The sequence below is a fragment of the Streptomyces panaciradicis genome (assembly GCF_023516615.1).
Lineage (GTDB): Bacteria > Actinomycetota > Actinomycetes > Streptomycetales > Streptomycetaceae > Streptomyces > Streptomyces panaciradicis.
The window spans coordinates 76,697-95,579 of record NZ_JAMGBF010000025.1 but is presented as its reverse complement, the minus strand read 5'-3'; the positions used below and the strand labels follow the sequence as shown (position 1 = coordinate 95,579).

Below are 18,883 nucleotides of genomic sequence, written 5' to 3'. Positions count from 1 at the left end.
CTGACAGACAACCGTAAGGATCAAGAGCTCGTGAGCAGCAAGGTCCCCCCGATCATCCTCAACAACGGCGTCGAGATGCCCCAGCTGGGCTTCGGCGTCTGGCAGGTGCCGGACGACGAGGCGGAGCGGGCGGTCGCCACCGCGTTGGAGGCCGGGTACCGCAGCATCGACACAGCGGCGATCTACGGCAACGAAGAGGGCACCGGCAAGGCGATCGCGGCCTCCGGCGTCCCGCGCGAGGACATCTTCGTCACCACCAAGCTCTGGAACAGCGAGCACGGATACGACGCGACGCTCGCGGCGTTCGACGTCTCGCTGCGGAAGCTCGGCCTGGAGTACGTCGACCTCTACCTCATCCACTGGCCGACCCCGGCCCGCGACAAGTACGTGGACACGTACAAGGCGTTCGAGAAGCTGCTCGCCGACGGCCGCGTCCGCGCGATCGGCGTGTCCAACTTCGAGCCGGAGCACCTGCGCCGGCTCATCGACGAGACGTCCGTCATCCCGGCGGTGGACCAGATCGAGCTGCACCCGCATCTGCAGCAGCTCGCGGCGCGCGAGTTCCACAAGGAGCAGGGCATCGCCACCGAGGCCTGGTCGCCGCTCGGTTCGGGCAAGGGCCTGCTGGAGGTCCCGGCGATCGTCGCCATCGCGCAGAAGCACGGCCGCACCCCGGCGCAGGTCGTGCTGCGCTGGCACCTGCAGCTGGGCAACGTGGTGATCCCCAAGTCCGTGACGCCGTCCCGGATCAAGGAGAACATCGAGGTGTTCGACTTCAGCCTGGACACCGAGGACCTGGCCGCGATCAGCGCGCTGAACGAGGACCGGCGCCTGGGCCCGGACCCGTCCACCTTCAACGTGGCCTGAGAACGCGTCAGATCCCGCGCGAAGGCCCCCGCCGTGCGGCGGGGGCCTTCGTGTGCGGGGCCGGTCCGCGTCCCGACCGGGTTGCGCCCAGGGTCAGTTGCCGCCCCACACCTCCGCGTGGACGATCTCGAACTCCTCCAGTCCGACCACGGTGACATGCGCCTTGGCCGCCCCCTCCTGCCGGACGGACGCCTGCGACGAGCGCGACGCCGCCAGTGACTCGCGGTCCGCGAACAGGGCGCCGACCAGGCCGCGGCCGCGCGACCGGTCGATGTGCAGGGACGTCCCGGTGAAGCCCGGCAGCGTCTCCAGCCGGGGCGCCACCGAGACCCGGAAGGTGTCGGCCAGCAGATCGGCGTCGGCGGGGTCGAACTCCAGCCGGGTGACGCGCAGTCCGCCGCCGGACACCGGCCTGCCCACCGGGTGGTAGACGGCCACCTCGTAGTTGTCCACCGCGATCGTCGCCGCGAACGGCTCCATCAGCGACGGGCGCCGCTCCCGCATGACCTCGTCGCTGTTGCGCCTGGCCTCCTCGGAGTCCCACCAGCTGACGGCCAGCAGTTTGCCGAGCTCCCGGTCGACGAAGATGCCGGCCCCCCGGTATCCGGGGCGCTCCTGCAGCAGGTCCCGGCCCTGCGCGTTCAGCGCCCTGATGGCGGTGTCCACCTTCGCGGGATCTCCGGTGGCATACACAGTGCGCACGAACATGAGCCTCGCCTCCCAGAAGTAGGGCGAATTTCCGGAATGCTCGTTCCATCCAGTCTTGTCCCGGGCGCGGAGCGGTGCAATCAGGGCGGCCGACAGAAGTCCGGACCAAGGGGGTTGACGAGAGCACGTAAAGCGCGCGACCTTGTACGGCACCTGGTAAGGAAACTTTCCTAACAGAAGGGTCCCCCACAGTGCGCCTACGAACACTGACCCTCGCCGCGGCCTCCGGGGCCGCCCTGCTCGCCGCCGGAGTCCTCCCCGCGAACGCCTCCGGCACCGCCCGACCGGCCACCGCCCGTCCGGCCATCGCCCAGGAGGGATCGGTCAGCGCGGCCGACCTGCTCGCCAAGGTGACGTCCTGCTCACAGATATCGAACGGCAAGTACAAGACCGACGACGAGACCTCGGCCACCGTCCCGGTGTGCGGCAAGAACGGCGCCGTGTTCTGGAAGGCCGACATGGACATCGACTGCGACGGACAGCGCACGTCGAAGTGCAGCGAGAGCACCGACCCCTGGTACCAGGACGACACGGCCTTCCACCAGTCCGACGGCCGGCCGCTGCGCGCGGACTCGCTGCCGTACGTCGTCGTGCCCAGCTCCAGCAGCATCTGGAACTACTCCAGCGCCGGCATCAAGGGCGGCGGCGTGGTCGCCGTGATCTACAACAACAAGGTCGAGTACGCCGTCGTCGGCGACACCGGCCCCACCAAGATCATCGGTGAGGCCTCGTACGCCACGGCGAACGCACTCGGGATCGACCCGGACCCCGAGACAGGCGGCGCCGACTCCGACGTGACCTACATCCTGTTCAAGAACTCCCAGGTGTCCCCCATCGAGAGCCACAGCGCGGCCGTCACGCTGGGGGACAAGCTCGCCAAGCAGTTCCTGCAGAACAACTGACCGGGCCGGACAGCCCGACCGGCCTTCGCGCGGGGTCGGTCGGGCTGTCCGCCGACCGGCGGGCCGGGGCCGGTCCGCCGAGGCCGGTCCGCACCGACGGTGCCGGGCCTCAGGCACTCCGCACCGACGGTGCCGGGACTCAGCCGGTGCGCACCGCCGTGTGCACGGTGTGCGCCGCCAGGACGAACACGTCCGGACGGTGGTGCACGCCCGCCTTGTCGTCGGGGTCCAGGAGGCGGTCCAGGGTGGCGCGGTCGTCGGTGTCGAGACGGTCGCCGAAGGCATCCCGGAACCGGCTCAGAGTGTCGGCGACGTAGGCACGGGCCCGGTCGGAGGCGGGCGCGGGCAGGTCGAGGAGGAAGGTGCGCGTACGGGCGTGGGTCAGCCCCGCGCCGCTCAGCAGCGCCGGCCAGTCCTCCACCTCGTCGACGGAGCCGGGCAGGTCGGCCCGCATCCGCGCGAACCACTCCGCTTCCAGCACGTCCAGGCGCGCCTGCAGCCCGGGGCGGCCGAAGCCGAGGTCGCGCGGCAGGAACCGGGCCGGCAGACCGCCCTCCATGATCGCCAGCGTCCCGCCGGGCGCCAGCCGCTGCGCGAACGCGGCGAGGGCGGCCCGCTGGTCGCCGAGGTGGTGCAGGCTGCGGCCCGCCCACAGCAGATCGGCCGGGTAGTCCAACTCCCCCAGCACTTGCGGCAGTTCACCGGCCAGGGTGTCGAACCGGTCGGCGTGCCCCTGTCGCTCGGCCCGCTCCCGGGCCCGCTCCAGCAGCGGTGCGGAGCCGTCCACGGCCACGACGCGGGCGCCCGGGAAGGTCTCGGCGAACAGGCAGGTGACGACCCCGGGGCCGCTGCCCGCGTCGACGATCAGCCCCGGCTCGGTCACCTCCCTGCCGAGCCAGTTCAGGGCCCGCTCGTACAGCGGCGTGAACAGTTCGGCCTGTGCCTCCAGGTGCGGGGCCATCTCGGCCCAGTCGATGTCGGTGCCGTCACCGTGCGCGTGCCGGTGGCCCTCCTGGTGGTGACCGTGTCCGTGGTGGTGCTCGTGCGCCATGCTCGTCAGCCTCTCGTCCGCGATGCCGCCAGCGTGCTCCGACGCACCGGGCGGGGGCCACTTCTGTTGCCGGGGCGGCAAAAAACCGGGTGCGGTCAGGGCGCCGCTTCTCCCAGGATGGCCCGATGGACGACAGGCTGGTCGAGCGCTTCCTCGCGGACGGTTTCGTAAGGCTTGAGGGGGCGTTCCCGCCCAGGGTGGCCGAGGACTGCGCACGGCTGCTGTGGCGGGAGACGGGGTACGACCCCGAGGACCCGGCCACCTGGAAGGAACCGGTGGTCCGGGTGGCCGGGATGGCCCAGGGGCCGTTCGCCGCGGCCGCCAACTCCCCCGAGCTGCATGAGGCGTTCGACCTGCTGGTGGGCGAGGGCCGGTGGCTGCCCCGCTACTCGCTGGGCACCTTCCCGCTGCGGTTCCCGCACGAACGGGAGCCGGACGACGCGGGCTGGCACATCGAGGGCAGCTACCTCCCGGAAGGGGAGAGCTGGTATTTCGCCAACCTCCGCTCCAGGGACCGCGCCCTGCTGATGCTGTTTTTGTTCAGCGAGGTCACCGAGGCGGATGCCCCCACCCGTATCCGTGTCGGCTCCCACCTCGACGTACCGCCGCTGCTGGAGCCGTACGGCGAGAGGGGCGTCTCGGGTCTCGAGATCGCGCCGAAGCTGGTCGACGCCACCGCCGACCGCCCGCTCGCGTACGCCATCGGCAGCCCCGGCGACGTCTACCTGTGCCACCCCTTCCTGGTCCACGCCGCCCAGCCCCACCACGGCACCCGCCCCCGTTTCATGGCCCAGCCCCCGCTGATGCCGGCGGTGCCCTTCGAACTGGACCGCCCGGACAGCGACTACTCCGCGGTGGAGTACGCGATCCGCCGGGGCCTGACCGACAAGGGGTGACCCCGCGCCCCGAAAGGGGCGCGGGGAACTGCGCGACCAGCCACGACCAGCCCGCGGCAGGGACGAATCCGCGACCTACAACGGCGGGTACGCGTTCTGCATCAGCTGCTGGAACTGCGCCGAGAACCAGTGCCCCGACAGCGGAGCGTTCGGCAGTGCACCCGACAGGTTGTTGCCGTTGCGCGCGTTGCCCGTGTACGTCGGGTCGCACATCCGGTCGAAGCCCTTGCCCTCGTTGTTGGCGATGGCGGTGCTGGAGCCGTCCGACTCACCCGGAGGCTTCATCCACACGTAGGCGTCGATCCCGCTCGCCGGGCTGGCCTGCGGGCGCTCGCCGAGACCGGCGCCGGACTGGTTGCACCAGTTGCCGACGTGGATGCGGCGGTCGTAGCGGCCGCCGTCGACGTAGGTGTCCACGCTGGTCTTCGCGCCGGGACCGGTGGGACGCGCGGAGCCGCCCCAGCCGTTCCTGGAGGTGTCGATCAGCATGCCGATGTTCGAGTTGAAGCCGACGGAGACCAGTTCGTTGCGGAACGCCTGGGCGAACGACAGCTCGTCGACGTACCGGTTCCAGTCCACCCACTTCGACTGGCGCACGGTGGTGCCGTTCACCGTGTCGTCGATGGTGAAGTTGTTCTCCTTCAGGGCGCTGTAGTTGGCCGTGTTGGTGATGAAGCCCTGGACGTCGTCGACCGTCGCACCCTCGCTGGTCGCGGCCTGCTTCATGATGTTGGCGGACGGGGCGAAGTTGTCGTCCCAGCCGAGCCAGCCGTGGTGGCCCGCGTCGAGGTAGTTGTAGACGTTCGGGATCGCGCCGAGCTTGGCCAGCGCGTAGCCGACGCCCTTCACGTAGTTGCCGTTGGCGAGCATGGTGTCGCAGTTCGGGGTGGCGGTGGCGCGGCTGCCGGTGTTGGTGACCAGGTTGGGCAGCGAGTCGATCTCGATCGTGGTGACGATGCGCAGGGAGGCGTACTTGGCGTCCGACAGGATCGCCGCGATCGGGTCGATGAACTGCGTCTTGTACTTGTCGATGTCGGTCGGGCCGAGTTCGCCGTTGGAGGCGAGGGCCGAGCAGTCACGTCCGGGAAGGTCGTAGACGACCAGCTGGACGACTTCCTCGCCGCTGCCCTTCTGCTGGAGGGCCGCGTCGAGGTGGTCGCGCAGGCCCATGCCGCCGTTCACGCCGTTGATGGCGGCAATGCGGTCGAGCCAGACGCCGGTGGGCTGGTTGGAGACGCGGCTGCCGCCCGGTTCGGCGGCGGCCTTCGCCGACCATTCGGGGTTCACGTACACCTTGGCGCCGGCGTAGGGGTTGTCGACACGGCTGCCGGTGCCACCGCCGCCCGTGCCGCCGCCCGTGCCTCCGCCGGTCCCGCCACCCGTTCCTCCGCCGGTCCCGCCACCCGTTCCTCCGCCGCTTCCGTCGTCGACGTTGCAGGTCACGCCGTCGAGGGTGAAGGTCGTCGGCAGCGCGTTGGTGCCGCTGTAGGAGCCGTTGAAGCCGAAGCTGACCGAACCGCCGGTGGCCAGCGTGCCGTTGTAGGTCTCGTAGGCGGCGGTGACGGCGGCACCGCTCTGGCTGACCTTGGCGTTCCAGTAGCTGGTGACCTTCTGGTTGCCGGCGTAGGACCACTTCAGCGACCAACTGCTCTTGGCGGCACTGTTGTTGGTCACGGTCACCGCGGCGGTGAAGCCGGTGTCCCACTGGTTCTGCACCTTGTAGTCGACGGTGCAGGGGACGGACTGGAGTCCGATGTCCCCGGGGACGACGGCGGTCGCGGTCCCGGCGGTCCCGGCGACCAGCGCCAGGGCGGCGAGTATCGCTGTTCTGGTACGACTCATGAGTGCGGGTTTCCCTCTCCGATACGGGGGTTACGGGTTGACCGCGCGCAGGTGGTCGCGCAGCCCGATGCCGTACGACGTGGGGGTTCCGTCGTAGTCAGAGATGAGCGAGGGACCGGAGGAGCAGTCCCAGGTGTTCCAGGTCCAGCCCAGGTAGGACAGGCTGTGGTCGTCGAACCACTTCATGACCCGGTCGATGAACCCGTGCGAGCAGGTGTTCTCGCCGATCTCCCCTGCCACCAGCGGCACTTGGGCCGCGACGGGGGCGAGGGTGGAGTTCCAGCAGCTCTCGCTCGCACAGGAGTTGAAGTTGTACCCGTGGTAGGCGGCGACGAGGTTGCCCGCCGGATCACTGGGCTTGTACGTCAGCCACTGGCTCAGGTCGTTCGAGTAGGCCAGGCCGCCCGCGAGGACGACGTTCCCGGCGCCGGTGGCGCGTACCGCGTCGACGAGGTCCTGCATGCCGGCGACCTGGTACCCGATGCCGGGGCAGGTGCCGCCGTCCCGCCAGCACTGCCACGCCTGGGTGGTCGTGGAGGTGGCGCGGTCCGGGTAGGGCTCGTTGAACAGGTCGAAGGCGACGGCCCGGTCGCCCTTGAAGGTGTTCGCCACCGAGGTCCAGAAGGACGGCGTGTACTGCGCGTCCGGCATCGGCTTCTGGCAGGTGGCGTGGACGTCGGAGCAGCCGGCGGAGTCGCCGGTGTACTGGCCGTAGGTCCAGTGCAGTTCGACGATCGGGGTCATGCCGTGCGCCTCGACGCGCGCCACCAGGTCCTTGACGGCGTTGATGTAGTTGGCGCCGCCGTACTCGGACTTGATGTCGGAAAGCCCCAGCCAGCACTCCTCGTTGAGCGGGATGCGGACCGCGTTCGCCTTCCAGTCGGCGATCGCCTCGATCGCCGCGTCGTCGACCGGACCGTCCCAGATGCCACGGCCCTGGACGCACATGAACTCGCCGCCGGAGCGGTTCACGCCGAGCAGCCGGCGCGTGGCGCCCGAGGCGTCCACGAGCCTGTTGCCCGAGACGTGCAGCGCGGGTGCCGTGCCCGCCGCCGGAGGCTTTGTCGGGGGATCCGTCGGGGTGGGTGACGGCTCCGGATCGACGTTGCACAAGGTGCCGTTCAGCGTGAACGACGTCGGTGCGGCGTTGCTCCCCGAGGCCGGCCGGGAGGCGAGGAACCCGGCGCTGACGCTCGCGCCGGCGGCCGGCGTGCCGTTCCAGCTCTCGTTGGCGGCCGTCACCGTCGTGCCGGACTGGGACCACTTGGCGTTCCAGCCCTGGGTGACCTTCTGGCCGTCGGCGAGATCGAAGCTCAGGTTCCAGCTGCTCAGGGCGGCCGTGTTGTTCGTGAACGTCACGGCACCCTGGAAGCCGGTGTCCCACTGGCCGGTGACCGAGTACTCCACCGAGCAGGCGGGCGTGGCTCCCTGCGCCGTCACCGCCGGAATGGTCATGCTCCCGACAAGAGCGACCGCGCCGGCAGCGGCTAAAAGTACTGAACGCGGGGGGTGTCGCATGAGCGACTCCTTGCAGCTCAGGCGCGTCGTGACGGACGCGTCGACTGATGGAACCGCTCCCACTGGTGTCAACGAAGCTAGCGCCAAGTGACAGCGATGGACAGAGGGGTCGCGAAGTTTCCTGACTTTCCCTCAGCTGAAAGGCGGTCGAATCATTTCGACTCTTCAAGCACCTTGACCGCTCCCACCCTCATCCCCACTATGGGAGCGCTCCCACTGGTTCAAGGCTTGTTGCTCCTCCCCCACCTTCGCTCGAGCCGCAAGGAGGAACCAGCACCATGTATCCAAGACGCAGACGCCGCGGGACGCGGCGGCTGTGGACCGCTGCCATGGCGGCCCTCGCGCTTCCGCTCACCATGCTCGGCACCGGCACGACTCCCGCCCACGCGGCGGCACTTCAGTGCAGTGTCGACTACAAGACGAACGACTGGGGCTCCGGCTTCACCGCGGACCTGACGATCACCAACCGCGGCACGGACACCATCGACGGCTGGACGCTGACCTACAGCTACTCGGGCAACCAGAAGCTGAGCAACGGCTGGAACGGCACCTGGTCGCAGTCCGGCTCCGCGATCACCGTGCGGGACGCGGGCTACAACGGGAAGATCGCCGCGAACGCGGCCGTCTCCACCGGCGCGCAGTTCACCTACAGCGGCACCAACACCGCTCCCACGAACTTCGCGGTCAACGGCACCACCTGCGCCGGCGCGCACCAGCCGCCGGTCACCGTGCTGACCAGCCCCTCGGCCGGCGCGGTCTACACACAGGGCACCGCCGTGCCGCTGGCGGCCACCGCGGCCGCCGCGGACAACGCGACCATCAGCAAGGTCGAGTTCTACGACGACACGACCCTGCTGGGCACGGACACCAGCGCGCCGTACACCCTGTCGGCCTCCGGGCTCGCGGTGGGCAGCCACTCCCTGGTGGCGAAGGCGTACGACAGCCTCGGCGCCTCCGCCGAGTCGACGCCGGTCGGCATCACCGTCGCCTCCGGGCCGGCCGTGGTCGCCTCGCCCACCCAACTGGGCGTGCAGCAGGGCAAGTCGGGCACGTACGCGGTGAAGCTGTCGTCGCAGCCCTCGTCGAACGTGACGGTGACGACGGCCCGCGCGAGCGGCAACTCCGGTCTGTCGGTGACGGGCGGGGCGAGCCTGACCTTCACCCCGTCCAACTGGAGCACCGCGCAGAACGTGACCGTCACCGCCGACTCCTCCGGCACCGGTGCCGCGTCCTTCGAGTCGTCGGCCACCGGGTTCACCAAGGCGACGGTCACGGTGACCGAGCTGGCGGCGTCGAAGGCGTACGACGCCCGCTTCCTGGATCTCTACGGGAAGATCACCAACCCGGCGAACGGCTACTTCTCGCCCGACGGCATCCCCTACCACTCGGTGGAGACGCTGATCGTCGAGGCGCCGGACCAGGGGCACGAGACCACGTCGGAGGCCTACAGCTATCTGCTGTGGCTGCAGGCGATGTACGGCAAGGTCACCGGTGACTGGTCCAAGTTCAACGGCGCGTGGGGCCTGATGGAGAAGTACATGATCCCCACCCACGCCGACCAGCCCACCAACTCCTTCTACAACGCCTCGAAGCCGGCCACCTACGCTCCCGAGCTGGACACGCCCAACGAGTACCCGGCGAAGCTGGACACCTCCGTGTCCGTGGGTTCGGACCCGATCGCGGGCGAGCTGAAGAGCACCTACGGCACGTCCGACGTCTACGGCATGCACTGGCTCGAGGACGTCGACAACGTCTACGGCTACGGCGACACGCCCGGCGGCACCTGCGAGGGCGGTCCGACGGCGAAGGGACCGTCGTACATCAACACCTTCCAGCGCGGTGCGCAGGAGTCGGTGTGGGAGACGGTGCCGCAGCCGACGTGCGACGCCTTCAAGTACGGCGGCAGCAACGGCTACCTGGACCTGTTCACCGGCGACTCGTCCTACTCGAAGCAGTGGAAGTACACCGACGCCCCGGACGCCGACGCGCGTGCGGTGCAGGCCGCGTACTGGGCGGACGTGTGGGCCAAGCAGCAGGGCAAAGGCAGCGACGTCTCCGCGACCGTGGGCAAGGCCGCGAAGATGGGCGACTACCTGCGCTACGCCATGTACGACAAGTACTTCAAGAAGATCGGCAACTGCGTGGGCCCGTCCACCTGTGCGGCCGGCACCGGCAAGGACGCCTCGCACTACCTGCTGTCCTGGTACTACGCGTGGGGCGGCGCGACCGACACCAACGCCGGCTGGGCCTGGCGGATCGGGTCGAGCCATGTGCACGGCGGCTACCAGAACCCGCTGGCCGCCTACGCGCTGAGCTCCTACGCCGACCTGGAGCCCAAGTCGGCCACCGGCACCTCGGACTGGGCCAAGTCGCTGCAACGGCAGCTGGAGTTCTACCAGTGGCTGCAGTCGTCCGAGGGCGCCATCGCGGGCGGCGCGACGAACAGCTGGGCAGGCCGGTACGCGACGCCGCCGTCCGGTACGTCGACCTTCTACGGCATGTACTACGACCAGCAGCCCGTGTACCACGACCCGCCGTCCAACCAGTGGTTCGGCTTCCAGGCGTGGTCCATGGAACGCGTCGCCGAGTACTACCAGCAGACGGGGAACGCGCAGGCCAAGGCGATCCTCGACAAGTGGGTCAAGTGGGCGCTGTCCAAGACCACGATCAACCCGGACGGCACCTACCAGATCCCGTCGACGCTGCAGTGGTCGGGCCAGCCCGACACCTGGAACGCCTCCAGTCCCGGCTCCAACAGCGGGCTGCACGTCACCGTCGCCGACTACACCAACGACGTCGGTGTGGCGGCCGCGTACGCCAAGACCCTGACGTACTACGGCGCCAAGTCCGGTGACGCGAACGCCAAGTCGACGGCGAAGGCGCTCCTCGACGGCATGTGGGGCAACTACCAGGACAGCCTGGGCATCGCCGTCCCGGAGACCAGGGCCGACTACAACCGCTTCGACGACGGCGTGTACGTCCCGAGCGGCTACAGCGGCAAGATGCCGAACGGCGACGCGATCAACTCCTCGTCGACGTTCATCTCGCTCAGGTCCTTCTACAAGAACGACCCGGCCTGGTCGAAGATCGAGGCGTACCTCAAGGGCGGCGCCGCGCCCTCGTTCACGTACCACCGGTTCTGGGCCCAGGCGGACATCGCCCTGGCCATGGGTTCGTACGCGGAGCTTCTCGAATAGTCCCCGCCGGGCGCTCCGCGGGTTGGGCGGTGTGCGACTGCGGGCCCGCTGTGGCTGGTCGCGCAGTTCCCCGCGCCCCTTTCAGGGGCGTGGGGGCACCGTCCCTCTCTCGGCAGCCGCCTGAAGGCTTCGCGTGCGTGGCTCCGTCACCTGACGACGGAGCCGTCCCGCCGGGCGGCCCCCACCCGCACTGGGGGCCGCCCGGCGACTCTCGCGCGATCTAGAAAGCGCTTACCACTCCTCCTTCCGAAACCCCCACCCGGAAAGGACCCCCCGTGCGAAGAACCCGCATCCTCACGGCCGTGCTCGCGCTCGCGGCCGGCCTGCTCGCCGGAACCCCGCCCGCACTCGCCGCCGGACACACAGCCAAGGCCACGCTCGCCGCCGACACCTACACCTGGAAGAACGCCCGCATCGACGGTGGCGGCTTCGTTCCGGGGATCGTCTTCAACCGCACCGAGAAGAACCTCGCCTACGCGCGCACGGACATCGGCGGCGCCTACCGCTGGCAGCAGTCGACGAAGACCTGGACGCCGTTGCTGGACTCGGTCGGCTGGAACGAGTGGGGGCACACCGGCGTGGTCAGCCTCGCCTCCGACTCCGTGGACCCGGACAAGGTGTACGCGGCCGTGGGGACGTACACCAACAGCTGGGACCCGACGAACGGCGCCGTGCTCAGGTCCGCCGACCGGGGCGCGAGCTGGCAGAAGACCGACCTGCCCTTCAAGCTGGGCGGCAACATGCCCGGCCGCGGCATGGGCGAGCGGCTGGCGATCGACCCCAACAAGGACAGCGTGCTGTACCTGGGCGCGCCCAGCGGCAAGGGCCTGTGGCGGTCGACGGACTCCGGGGTGACCTGGTCACAGGTGACGAACTTCCCGAACGTCGGCAACTACCAGCAGGACCCGAACGACACGACGGGGTACGCGAGCGACAACCAGGGCATCGTCTGGGTCACCTTCGACGAGTCCACCGGCACCTCCGGCAGCGCCACGAAGACGATCTACGTCGGGGTCGCCGACAAGGACAACGCGGTGTACCGCTCGACGGACGCGGGCGCCACCTGGACCCGGCTCGCGGGCCAGCCGACGGGCCATCTCGCCCACAAGGGGGTCCTCGACGCCGAGAACGGCTACCTGTACCTCGCCTACAGCGACAAGGGCGGGCCGTACGACGGCGGCAAGGGGCAGGTGTGGCGCTATGCCACGGCGAGCGGCACCTGGACGAACATCAGCCCGGTCGCCGAGGCCGACACCTACTACGGCTTCAGCGGGCTGACCGTCGACCGCCGGCACCCCGGCACGGTGATGACGACGGCGTACAGCTCCTGGTGGCCGGACACGCAGATCTTCCGGTCGACGGACAGCGGGGCGACCTGGACGAAGGCGTGGGACTACACGTCGTATCCCGACCGCGCCGACCGCTACACGATCGACGTCTCGTCCTCGCCGTGGCTGACCTTCGGCGCCCACCCGTCCCCGCCCGAACAGAGCCCGAAACTGGGCTGGATGACGGAGTCGCTGGAGATCGACCCGTTCGACTCGAACCGGATGATGTACGGCACGGGCGCGACGCTGTACGGCACCGAGAACCTCACCCAGTGGGACAGCGGCGGCCAGTTCACCGTGAAGCCCATGGTGCAGGGCCTGGAGGAGACGGCCGTGAACGACCTGGCGTCCCCGCCCAGCGGTGCGCCGCTGCTCAGCGCCCTGGGCGACATCGGCGGCTTCCGGCACACGGACCTGACCAAGGTCCCGTCGATGATGTTCACCTCGCCGACCTTCACGACGACCACCAGCCTCGACTTCGCCGAGACGGACCCGAACACCGTGGTGCGGGTGGGCGATCTGGACTCCGGCCCGCACATCGCGTTCTCGACGGACAACGGCGCCAACTGGTTCGCCGGGACCGACCCTTCGGGCGTCAGCGGCGGCGGGACGGTGGCCGCGGCCTCCGACGGCAGCCGGTTCGTGTGGAGCCCCGCGGGCACCGGCGTGCAGTACACGACCGGTTTCGGCTCCTCGTGGCAGGCGTCGAGCGGAATCCCGACGGGGGCGGTCGTCGAGTCCGACCGCGTGGACCCCAAGACCTTCTACGGCTTCAAGTCCGGCAAGTTCTACGTCAGTTCGGACGGCGGCGCGACCTTCACCGCGTCGTCGGCGAGCGGCCTGCCCAGCGGTGACAGCGTGCGCTTCAAGGCGCTGCCCGGCACCAAGGGCGACGTCTGGCTCGCGGGCGGCGCCTCCGACGGCGCGTACGGCCTGTGGCACTCCACCGACGGCGGGGCGAGCTTCACCAGGCTGCCGAACGTCGAGCAGGCCGACACGATCGGCTTCGGCAAGGCGGCGCCGGGAGCCGCGTACCAGACCCTCTACACCAGCGCGAAGATCGGTGGTGTGCGCGGCATCTTCCGCTCCACCGACCAGGGCGCGACCTGGACCCGCATCAACGACGACGCCCACCAGTGGGGTTGGACGGGCGGGGCCATCACCGGTGATCCGCGGGTCTACGGCCGGGTGTACGTCTCGACCAACGGCCGGGGTGTCGTCTACGGCGACACCTCCGACACCGGCGGAGGGGACGGCGGCGGTGGCACGGACCCGTCGCCGACGCCCACCGGCGCCTGCACCGTCACGTACCGCATCACCAACCAGTGGGCGGACGGCTTCCAGGCGGACGTGCGGCTCGACAACACCGGGTCGACCGCCTGGACGGGCTGGTCGCTGGGGTGGTCCTTCGCGAACGGCCAGAAGATCGGCCAGTTGTGGAACGCCGACTTCACCCAGTCCGGCGCGGCGGTGACCGCGAAGAACGTCGGCTGGAACGGGAACGTGGCGGCGGGCTCGTCCGTGAGCTTCGGCTTCACGGGAACCTGGTCGGGCTCGAATGCGAAACCGACGTCGTTCCAGCTGGGCGGCCAGACCTGCACGGTCGCCTAGTCGCCGCCGTCCGGGTCCGGGTTGCCGTACATTCCGGCCAGTTCGGCGACCGTGCGGGCGATGCTCAGCCGCAGGCCGGAGGGTTCCAGGACCTCGATCCGCGACCCCAGGCGCAGGAACTCGCCATGCGCCTGCGCCACCGACTCGATGGGCACCCGGGCGACCGTCCAGCCGTCGGCGTCGGTGCCGAGGCCGACCGCCCTGGGCAGCCGCACGTCCGGCGCCAGCCGTACGACCGCCTCGCCCCGGTACAGCCGGTCGTGGAAGTCGCGCTGGTAGGCCGCCCAGTACGCGGCCAGGTCGAAGTCGGACGGCCGGGTGAACTCCTCGCCCGGGTCGGCGAGCCGCAGGATCTGGTCGACGCGGAAGGTGCGCGGTCCGGGGCCCGCGACGACGTACCAGCGCCCCGCCTTGAGGACCAGCCCGTACGGCTCCAACCGGCGCTCCACGTCGGTGGGTTCGGCCCAGCGGCGGTACAGCACGTGCAGCACGCGGCTGTGCCACACCGCGTCGGCGACCGCCGTGAGGTACGGCGTCTCCTCCGCGTCCGCGTACCAGCCGGGGGCGTCCAGGTGGAAGCGCCCGCTGATCCGGTCGGCGTGGGCGCGCAGCTCGGCGGGCAGGGCGGCGCGCACCTTGAGCTGGGCGGCGGCCAGGACGGTGCCGAGCCCCAGCTCGGCCGCCGGGCCGGGGGCGCCGGCGAGGAACAGGGCCTCGGCCTCGTCGGTGGTGAGGCCGGTCAGGCGGGTGCGGTAGCCGTCCAGCAGGCGGTAGCCGCCGGCGTGGCCCGCGTCGCCGTAGAGCGGGACGCCCGCCGCGCCCAGCGCCTCCACGTCCCGGTAGACCGTGCGGACGGAGACCTCCAGCTCCTCGGCGAGCTGGGCGGCGGTCATCCGGCCCCGGGTCTGCAGCAGCAGGAGGATCGAGACGAGACGGCTGGACTTCACTGACACATGGTGTCAGTGAAGCGGCCCTAGCGTCACCTCATGCCGTTCACGGAGAAACTGCTGACCGTGCCGCCGCCGATCGAGGTGGCCGGCCGGCACGTCAAGCGCTACCACGTCACCGCCGACCCGGCGGGCATCGCGCCCGACGTGGAGAAGGCGGCGTACGCGATCCTGCCCGACATGCTGCCGGAGCCGGACGGGACGCCGCCGGTGTCGTTCGTCGTCGTTCACCGGGGAAACGACGACGGCGCCTACGTCAACGTCTACAGCTGGGTGTGGGACAACGTCCTGCACTACGCGAACGCGGCCGCCGGCCAGCCGGTCCTCGGCTGCCCCGACCGGGACCCCACCCATTTCGTCCGGCCCGAACTGCCCTGGATCGGCTGCGTCTTCGAGCTGCCGCCGATCCAGCACGAGCGGGACGCCTGGGTGCGGCACATGCTCGTGCCCGAAGTCCCGGACCTGGCCGCCTACTTGTCCGACACCCTGCCCGAAGGAACCACGGGAGACCGCACATGAGCAGTCCGCACGACTTCGACTTCCTGCACGGAGCGTGGGAGGTGGCCCACCGCCGCCGCGCCGACTTCCTCGACCCGGACAGCGGCTGGGTGGAGTTCGCGTCCACCAGCCGGTGCTTTCCGCTGTTCGACGGCGCCGCGAACCTCGACGAGATCGACCTGCCGCACCTGGGCGCGAAGGGGCTGACCCTGCGGCTGTTCGACCCGGAGCGCGCGGAGTGGTCGCTGAACTGGTCCTCCAGCCGCACCGGCACGCTGTTCCCGCCGGTCTTCGGCCGCTTCGAGGGTGATCGCGGGGAGTTCTACGGCGACGACACGCACGACGGCAAGGACGTGCGCGTGCGGTTCGTCTGGTCGGGCGTCTCCCCCGCCGCGGCCCGCTGGGAGCAGGCGTTCTCCGTCGACGGCGGGGAGAGCTGGCTGACCAACTGGACGATGGACTTCAGCCGGCCTTCCTGAAGCTCCGCAGGTGGAAGACAGGATCGGGGCGGGGCCGGTCCTGGTCGGGGAGCCCCGCGAGACGGTCGGCGAACCGCTCGGCGAGCGGTTCGCCCGGTGGCAGGGTGACGAACCAGCCGCGCCGCAGGTCGGCGACGGTGCGGCGGGGGCTGCGCCCCTGCCCGTGCCCCTGGAAGCGGGCCTGCCCGGCCGGGAACAGGCCCTGGTCCGCGGCGTACCGGGTGACGAGGTCGGCGGGGTCGCGGGGCGCGCTGCGCGGCCGCTCGGCGAGCACGGCGTCGATGTCGCTGCCGACGTTGTGGGAGGCGGCCTTGTCGACGGTGGTGACGTACACCCCGCCGGGTCTGAGGACCCGGGCGCACTCGGCGACGACGGCGCGCACGTCCTGCGGCCCGTCCAGCAGGTGCAGCAGCCACACGCTGCTGACCGCGTCGAACGTGGCGTCCGGGAACGGCAGGGCACGGCTGTCGGCGAGGGCGATCGCGCCGGGCAGCCGGGCGGCGGCCATACGGGCCATGCCGGGCGTCAGGTCGACGCCGGTCACCCGGGCCGCGGGCCGCGCGGCCGCGAGCCGGCGGGTGACGATGCCGGTGCCGCAGCCGACGTCGAGGAGGCGTCCCACGGTGGCCGGGACCAGGCCCAGCACGGCGGCCGCCGCGGCCGCGGCCCTCGCCTCGCCGCCGCGTCTCCGGTCGTAGGCGCCGGCTTCCTTGTCGTAGTCGAGCACGTGCGTCAGCGTGCCCCGTGGCCGGCCGCGAGCTCCTCGACCCTGCTCGCGAGGCCGAAGTCGAGCTCGGTGATCCGGCCGCCCGCGCTGTGGGTGTTCACCGACAGGGAGACGGTGTTGTAGCCGAGGGTGAGGTCGGAGTGGTGGTCGAGCTCCTCCTGGACCCGGGCGATGTGCACGACCATCGCGGTGGCCGCGAAGTGCGAGGCGAGCCGGTAGGAGCGGGTGAGCCGGTCGTCCTCGGCCGACCAGCCCGGCAGCTCGGCCAGCCGGTCCTCGATCTCCTTCTGGGACAGCGGTTCCACGGGCATGGCCGCGCTCCTTCCTCGGCTGCGAATGCCTCTTCAGCCTCCCACAGCCCGGTGACTGCGGTCCTGGTCAGAGGGTTCCCGGGGGTGGCGCGAGGACACCTCGCGGGCGGCGTTCCTCGACTACGGTCGTACACATGACCACTGCCGTGACCGGAACCATCGCCTCCGCGACCGCTCCCGCCGAGAAGGGCGTCGGCCCGCTGCTGCGTGCCTGGCGGGAGCGGCGCCGGGTGAGCCAGCTGGAGCTGGCCCTGCGCGCCGACTCCTCGGCCCGGCACATCAGCTTCGTCGAGACGGGCCGTTCCCGGCCGAGCGAGGAGATGGTGCTGAGGCTGGCCGAGCACCTGGACGTGCCCGTCCGGGAGCGCAACGCCCTGCTGCTCGCGGCCGGTTACGCCCCGCGCTACCCGGAGACCCCGCTGGACGATCCGGCGCTGGGCGCCCTGCGCGAGGGCATCGAGCGGCTCATCCAGGGCTACGACCCCTATCCGGCGTTCGTGGTCGACGCGACGTACGACGTGGTCGCGGCCAACCGCGGCATCATGACGCTGCTGGACGGGCTCCCGGAGTCCCTGCTGAAGCCGCCGCTGAACGCCATGCGGCTGACCCTGCACCCGCAGGGCCTGGCGCCCCGCATCCTCAACCTGCCCGAGTGGCGCGGCCACCTGCTGGCCCAGATGGAGCGGCAGATCGCCCTGCACCGCTCGGCACCGCTGCGGCGGCTGTACGAGGAGGTCGTGGCCTACCCGGTCCCGGAGAGCGATCCCCGCGGCGAACCGGCCGAGCCCGTGCCGTACTTCGCGCTGCCGATGCGGATCGAGCACGACGGCCGGACGCTGTCGTTCATCTCCTCCATCTCGACCTTCAACACGCCCATGGACGTCACCGTGGCCGAACTGGCCATCGAGACGCTGCTCCCGGCCGACCCGGCGACGGCGAAGTACCTGCGGTCGCTGATCTCCTGACACCCGCCCGAGGCGGCCGGCCGGCGCCCGTTCGGCACACGTGGCAAGCGCCTCACCGCCGACCCCGTGAGACTGACCCCGGAACATGACACACTGCTTCGCGCGGACTTCGGCGCGTAGGGGAGGCGTGGCGTGAGTGAGCGGCGGCCCGCGCCCACTGTGGGCCAGGTGGTGCTGGGCAAGCGGTTGCAGGAGCTGCGGGAAGCGGCGGGGTTCAAGCGCGAGGAGGCCGCGCGCGTGCTGCGCGTGGCGCCGGCGACCGTACGGCGGATCGAGATGGCCGAGGTCGCGCTGAAGATCCCGTACGTCCAGGTGCTGCTGACCACGTACGGCGTGCCGGACGAGGAGGCGGCCGCGTTCGTCGCGCTGGCCGAGGAGGCGAACCAGCCGGGCTGGTGGCAGCGCTTCCACGACGTGCTGCCGGACTGGTTCAGCCTGTACGTCAGCCTGGAGGGCGCCGCCCGGATCATCCGCTCCTACGAGCCGCACTTCGTGCCCGGCCTGCTGCAGACCGAGGAGTACGCGCGCGCCGTCATGGAGGCGGGAACGGTCGGCCAGACCGGCCCGGAGACCATCGACCGGCACGTGTCGCTGCGCATGGCCCGGCAGAAGCTGCTGGACCGCCCGGACCCGCCCCACCTGTGGGTGGTCATGGACGAGACGGTGCTCAAGCGCCCGGTGAGCATTCGCGGCGAGGTCATGCGGGAGCAGCTGGACAAGCTCCTGGAGTTCGCCGAGCGCGACCGGATCACGCTGCAGGTCGCCGAGTTCGAGGACGGCCCGCACCCGGGGACGTACGCGCCCTTCACGCTGTTCCGGTTCGCCGAGCCCGAACTGCCCGACATGGTCTTCACCGAGTACCTGACGGGCGCCCTCTACCTCGACTCGCGGGGCGAGGTCTCCGCGCACCTCGAGGTCCTGGACCACATGACGGCGCGCGCCGCCTCGGCCCAGCGCACGAAGAAGCTGCTGCGGGAGTACCGCGAGACCTTCTGAGCCCGCCGCCGGACTCCCTCCCGCACGGCACGCACGGCAC

At 70.6% G+C, this 18,883-nt stretch carries 16 protein-coding genes; 9 read left to right on the top strand and 7 right to left on the bottom strand.

What is annotated here, in order from left to right:
- Positions 1 to 30: 30 nt before the first annotated feature.
- Entirely contained in the window at positions 31 to 867 is an 837-nt protein-coding gene (locus M8J74_RS11665; protein WP_249836287.1) for an aldo/keto reductase, read from the top strand.
- A 93-nt stretch (positions 868 to 960) separates the two neighbouring features.
- Here the strand turns inward: M8J74_RS11665 and M8J74_RS11660 are convergent, their stop codons facing one another.
- Positions 961 to 1,575, bottom strand: a complete 615-nt coding sequence (locus M8J74_RS11660; RefSeq protein ID WP_249836286.1) for a hypothetical protein — start codon at positions 1,573 to 1,575, stop codon at positions 961 to 963.
- 191 nt (positions 1,576 to 1,766) lie between these two features.
- On the opposite strand from M8J74_RS11660, the gene M8J74_RS11655 reads away from it, so the two are divergent.
- Complete coding sequence (locus M8J74_RS11655; RefSeq protein ID WP_249836285.1) at positions 1,767 to 2,477, top strand: glycoside hydrolase family 75 protein; 711 nt, start codon at positions 1,767 to 1,769, stop codon at positions 2,475 to 2,477.
- Between the two features lie 139 nt (positions 2,478 to 2,616).
- On the opposite strand, the gene M8J74_RS11650 is transcribed toward M8J74_RS11655, so the two are convergent.
- Positions 2,617 to 3,528: a class I SAM-dependent methyltransferase gene (locus tag M8J74_RS11650; RefSeq protein ID WP_249836284.1), complete on the bottom strand. Its 912-nt coding sequence runs from the start codon at positions 3,526 to 3,528 to the stop codon at positions 2,617 to 2,619.
- A 125-nt stretch (positions 3,529 to 3,653) separates the two neighbouring features.
- Here M8J74_RS11650 and M8J74_RS11645 point away from each other — a divergent pair, with 125 nt between their 5' ends.
- The gene (locus M8J74_RS11645; protein WP_249836283.1) at positions 3,654 to 4,424 is read left to right on the top strand and encodes a phytanoyl-CoA dioxygenase family protein; all 771 of its coding nucleotides are present in this window, start codon (positions 3,654 to 3,656) and stop codon (positions 4,422 to 4,424) included.
- A gap of 75 nt (positions 4,425 to 4,499) precedes the next feature.
- On the opposite strand, the gene M8J74_RS11640 is transcribed toward M8J74_RS11645, so the two are convergent.
- Positions 4,500 to 6,266 (bottom strand): glycoside hydrolase family 6 protein, encoded by a 1,767-nt coding sequence (locus M8J74_RS11640; protein ID WP_249836282.1) that lies wholly within the window; start codon positions 6,264 to 6,266, stop codon positions 4,500 to 4,502.
- Between the two features lie 30 nt (positions 6,267 to 6,296).
- Positions 6,297 to 7,784 (bottom strand): cellulase family glycosylhydrolase, encoded by a 1,488-nt coding sequence (locus M8J74_RS11635; RefSeq protein ID WP_249836281.1) that lies wholly within the window; start codon positions 7,782 to 7,784, stop codon positions 6,297 to 6,299.
- Positions 7,785 to 8,062: 278 nt separating this feature from the next.
- Between M8J74_RS11635 and M8J74_RS11630 the strand changes: the two genes are divergently transcribed.
- Positions 8,063 to 10,981 (top strand): glycoside hydrolase family 48 protein, encoded by a 2,919-nt coding sequence (locus tag M8J74_RS11630; RefSeq protein WP_249836280.1) that lies wholly within the window; start codon positions 8,063 to 8,065, stop codon positions 10,979 to 10,981.
- Positions 10,982 to 11,256: 275 nt separating this feature from the next.
- Entirely contained in the window at positions 11,257 to 13,920 is a 2,664-nt protein-coding gene (locus tag M8J74_RS11625) for a cellulose binding domain-containing protein (protein ID WP_249836279.1), read from the top strand.
- Here the strand turns inward: M8J74_RS11625 and M8J74_RS11620 are convergent.
- Positions 13,917 to 14,867 (bottom strand): helix-turn-helix transcriptional regulator, encoded by a 951-nt coding sequence (locus tag M8J74_RS11620; RefSeq protein WP_249836278.1) that lies wholly within the window; start codon positions 14,865 to 14,867, stop codon positions 13,917 to 13,919. The genes M8J74_RS11625 and M8J74_RS11620 overlap by 4 nt on opposite strands.
- 39 nt (positions 14,868 to 14,906) lie before the next feature.
- Here M8J74_RS11620 and M8J74_RS11615 point away from each other — a divergent pair, with 39 nt between their 5' ends.
- Positions 14,907 to 15,386, top strand: a complete 480-nt coding sequence (locus tag M8J74_RS11615) for a hypothetical protein (RefSeq protein ID WP_249836277.1) — start codon at positions 14,907 to 14,909, stop codon at positions 15,384 to 15,386.
- Positions 15,383 to 15,844 (top strand): hypothetical protein, encoded by a 462-nt coding sequence (locus M8J74_RS11610; protein WP_249836276.1) that lies wholly within the window; start codon positions 15,383 to 15,385, stop codon positions 15,842 to 15,844. Before M8J74_RS11615 ends, M8J74_RS11610 begins: the two co-directional genes overlap by 4 nt.
- Here M8J74_RS11610 and M8J74_RS11605 read toward each other — a convergent pair.
- On the bottom strand, positions 15,828 to 16,571 hold the full coding sequence (locus M8J74_RS11605) for a class I SAM-dependent methyltransferase (RefSeq protein WP_249836275.1): 744 nt from the start codon (positions 16,569 to 16,571) through the stop codon (positions 15,828 to 15,830). The two genes, M8J74_RS11610 and M8J74_RS11605, sit on opposite strands and share 17 nt — an antisense overlap.
- A gap of 5 nt (positions 16,572 to 16,576) precedes the next feature.
- Complete coding sequence (locus M8J74_RS11600; RefSeq protein WP_249836274.1) at positions 16,577 to 16,882, bottom strand: 4a-hydroxytetrahydrobiopterin dehydratase; 306 nt, start codon at positions 16,880 to 16,882, stop codon at positions 16,577 to 16,579.
- 134 nt (positions 16,883 to 17,016) lie between these two features.
- Between M8J74_RS11600 and M8J74_RS11595 the strand changes: the two genes are divergently transcribed.
- Complete coding sequence (locus M8J74_RS11595) at positions 17,017 to 17,847, top strand: helix-turn-helix domain-containing protein (protein ID WP_249836273.1); 831 nt, start codon at positions 17,017 to 17,019, stop codon at positions 17,845 to 17,847.
- 132 nt (positions 17,848 to 17,979) lie between these two features.
- Positions 17,980 to 18,843 (top strand): Sco1979 family transcriptional regulator, encoded by an 864-nt coding sequence (locus tag M8J74_RS11590; protein WP_249836272.1) that lies wholly within the window; start codon positions 17,980 to 17,982, stop codon positions 18,841 to 18,843.
- Positions 18,844 to 18,883 lie beyond the last annotated feature (40 nt).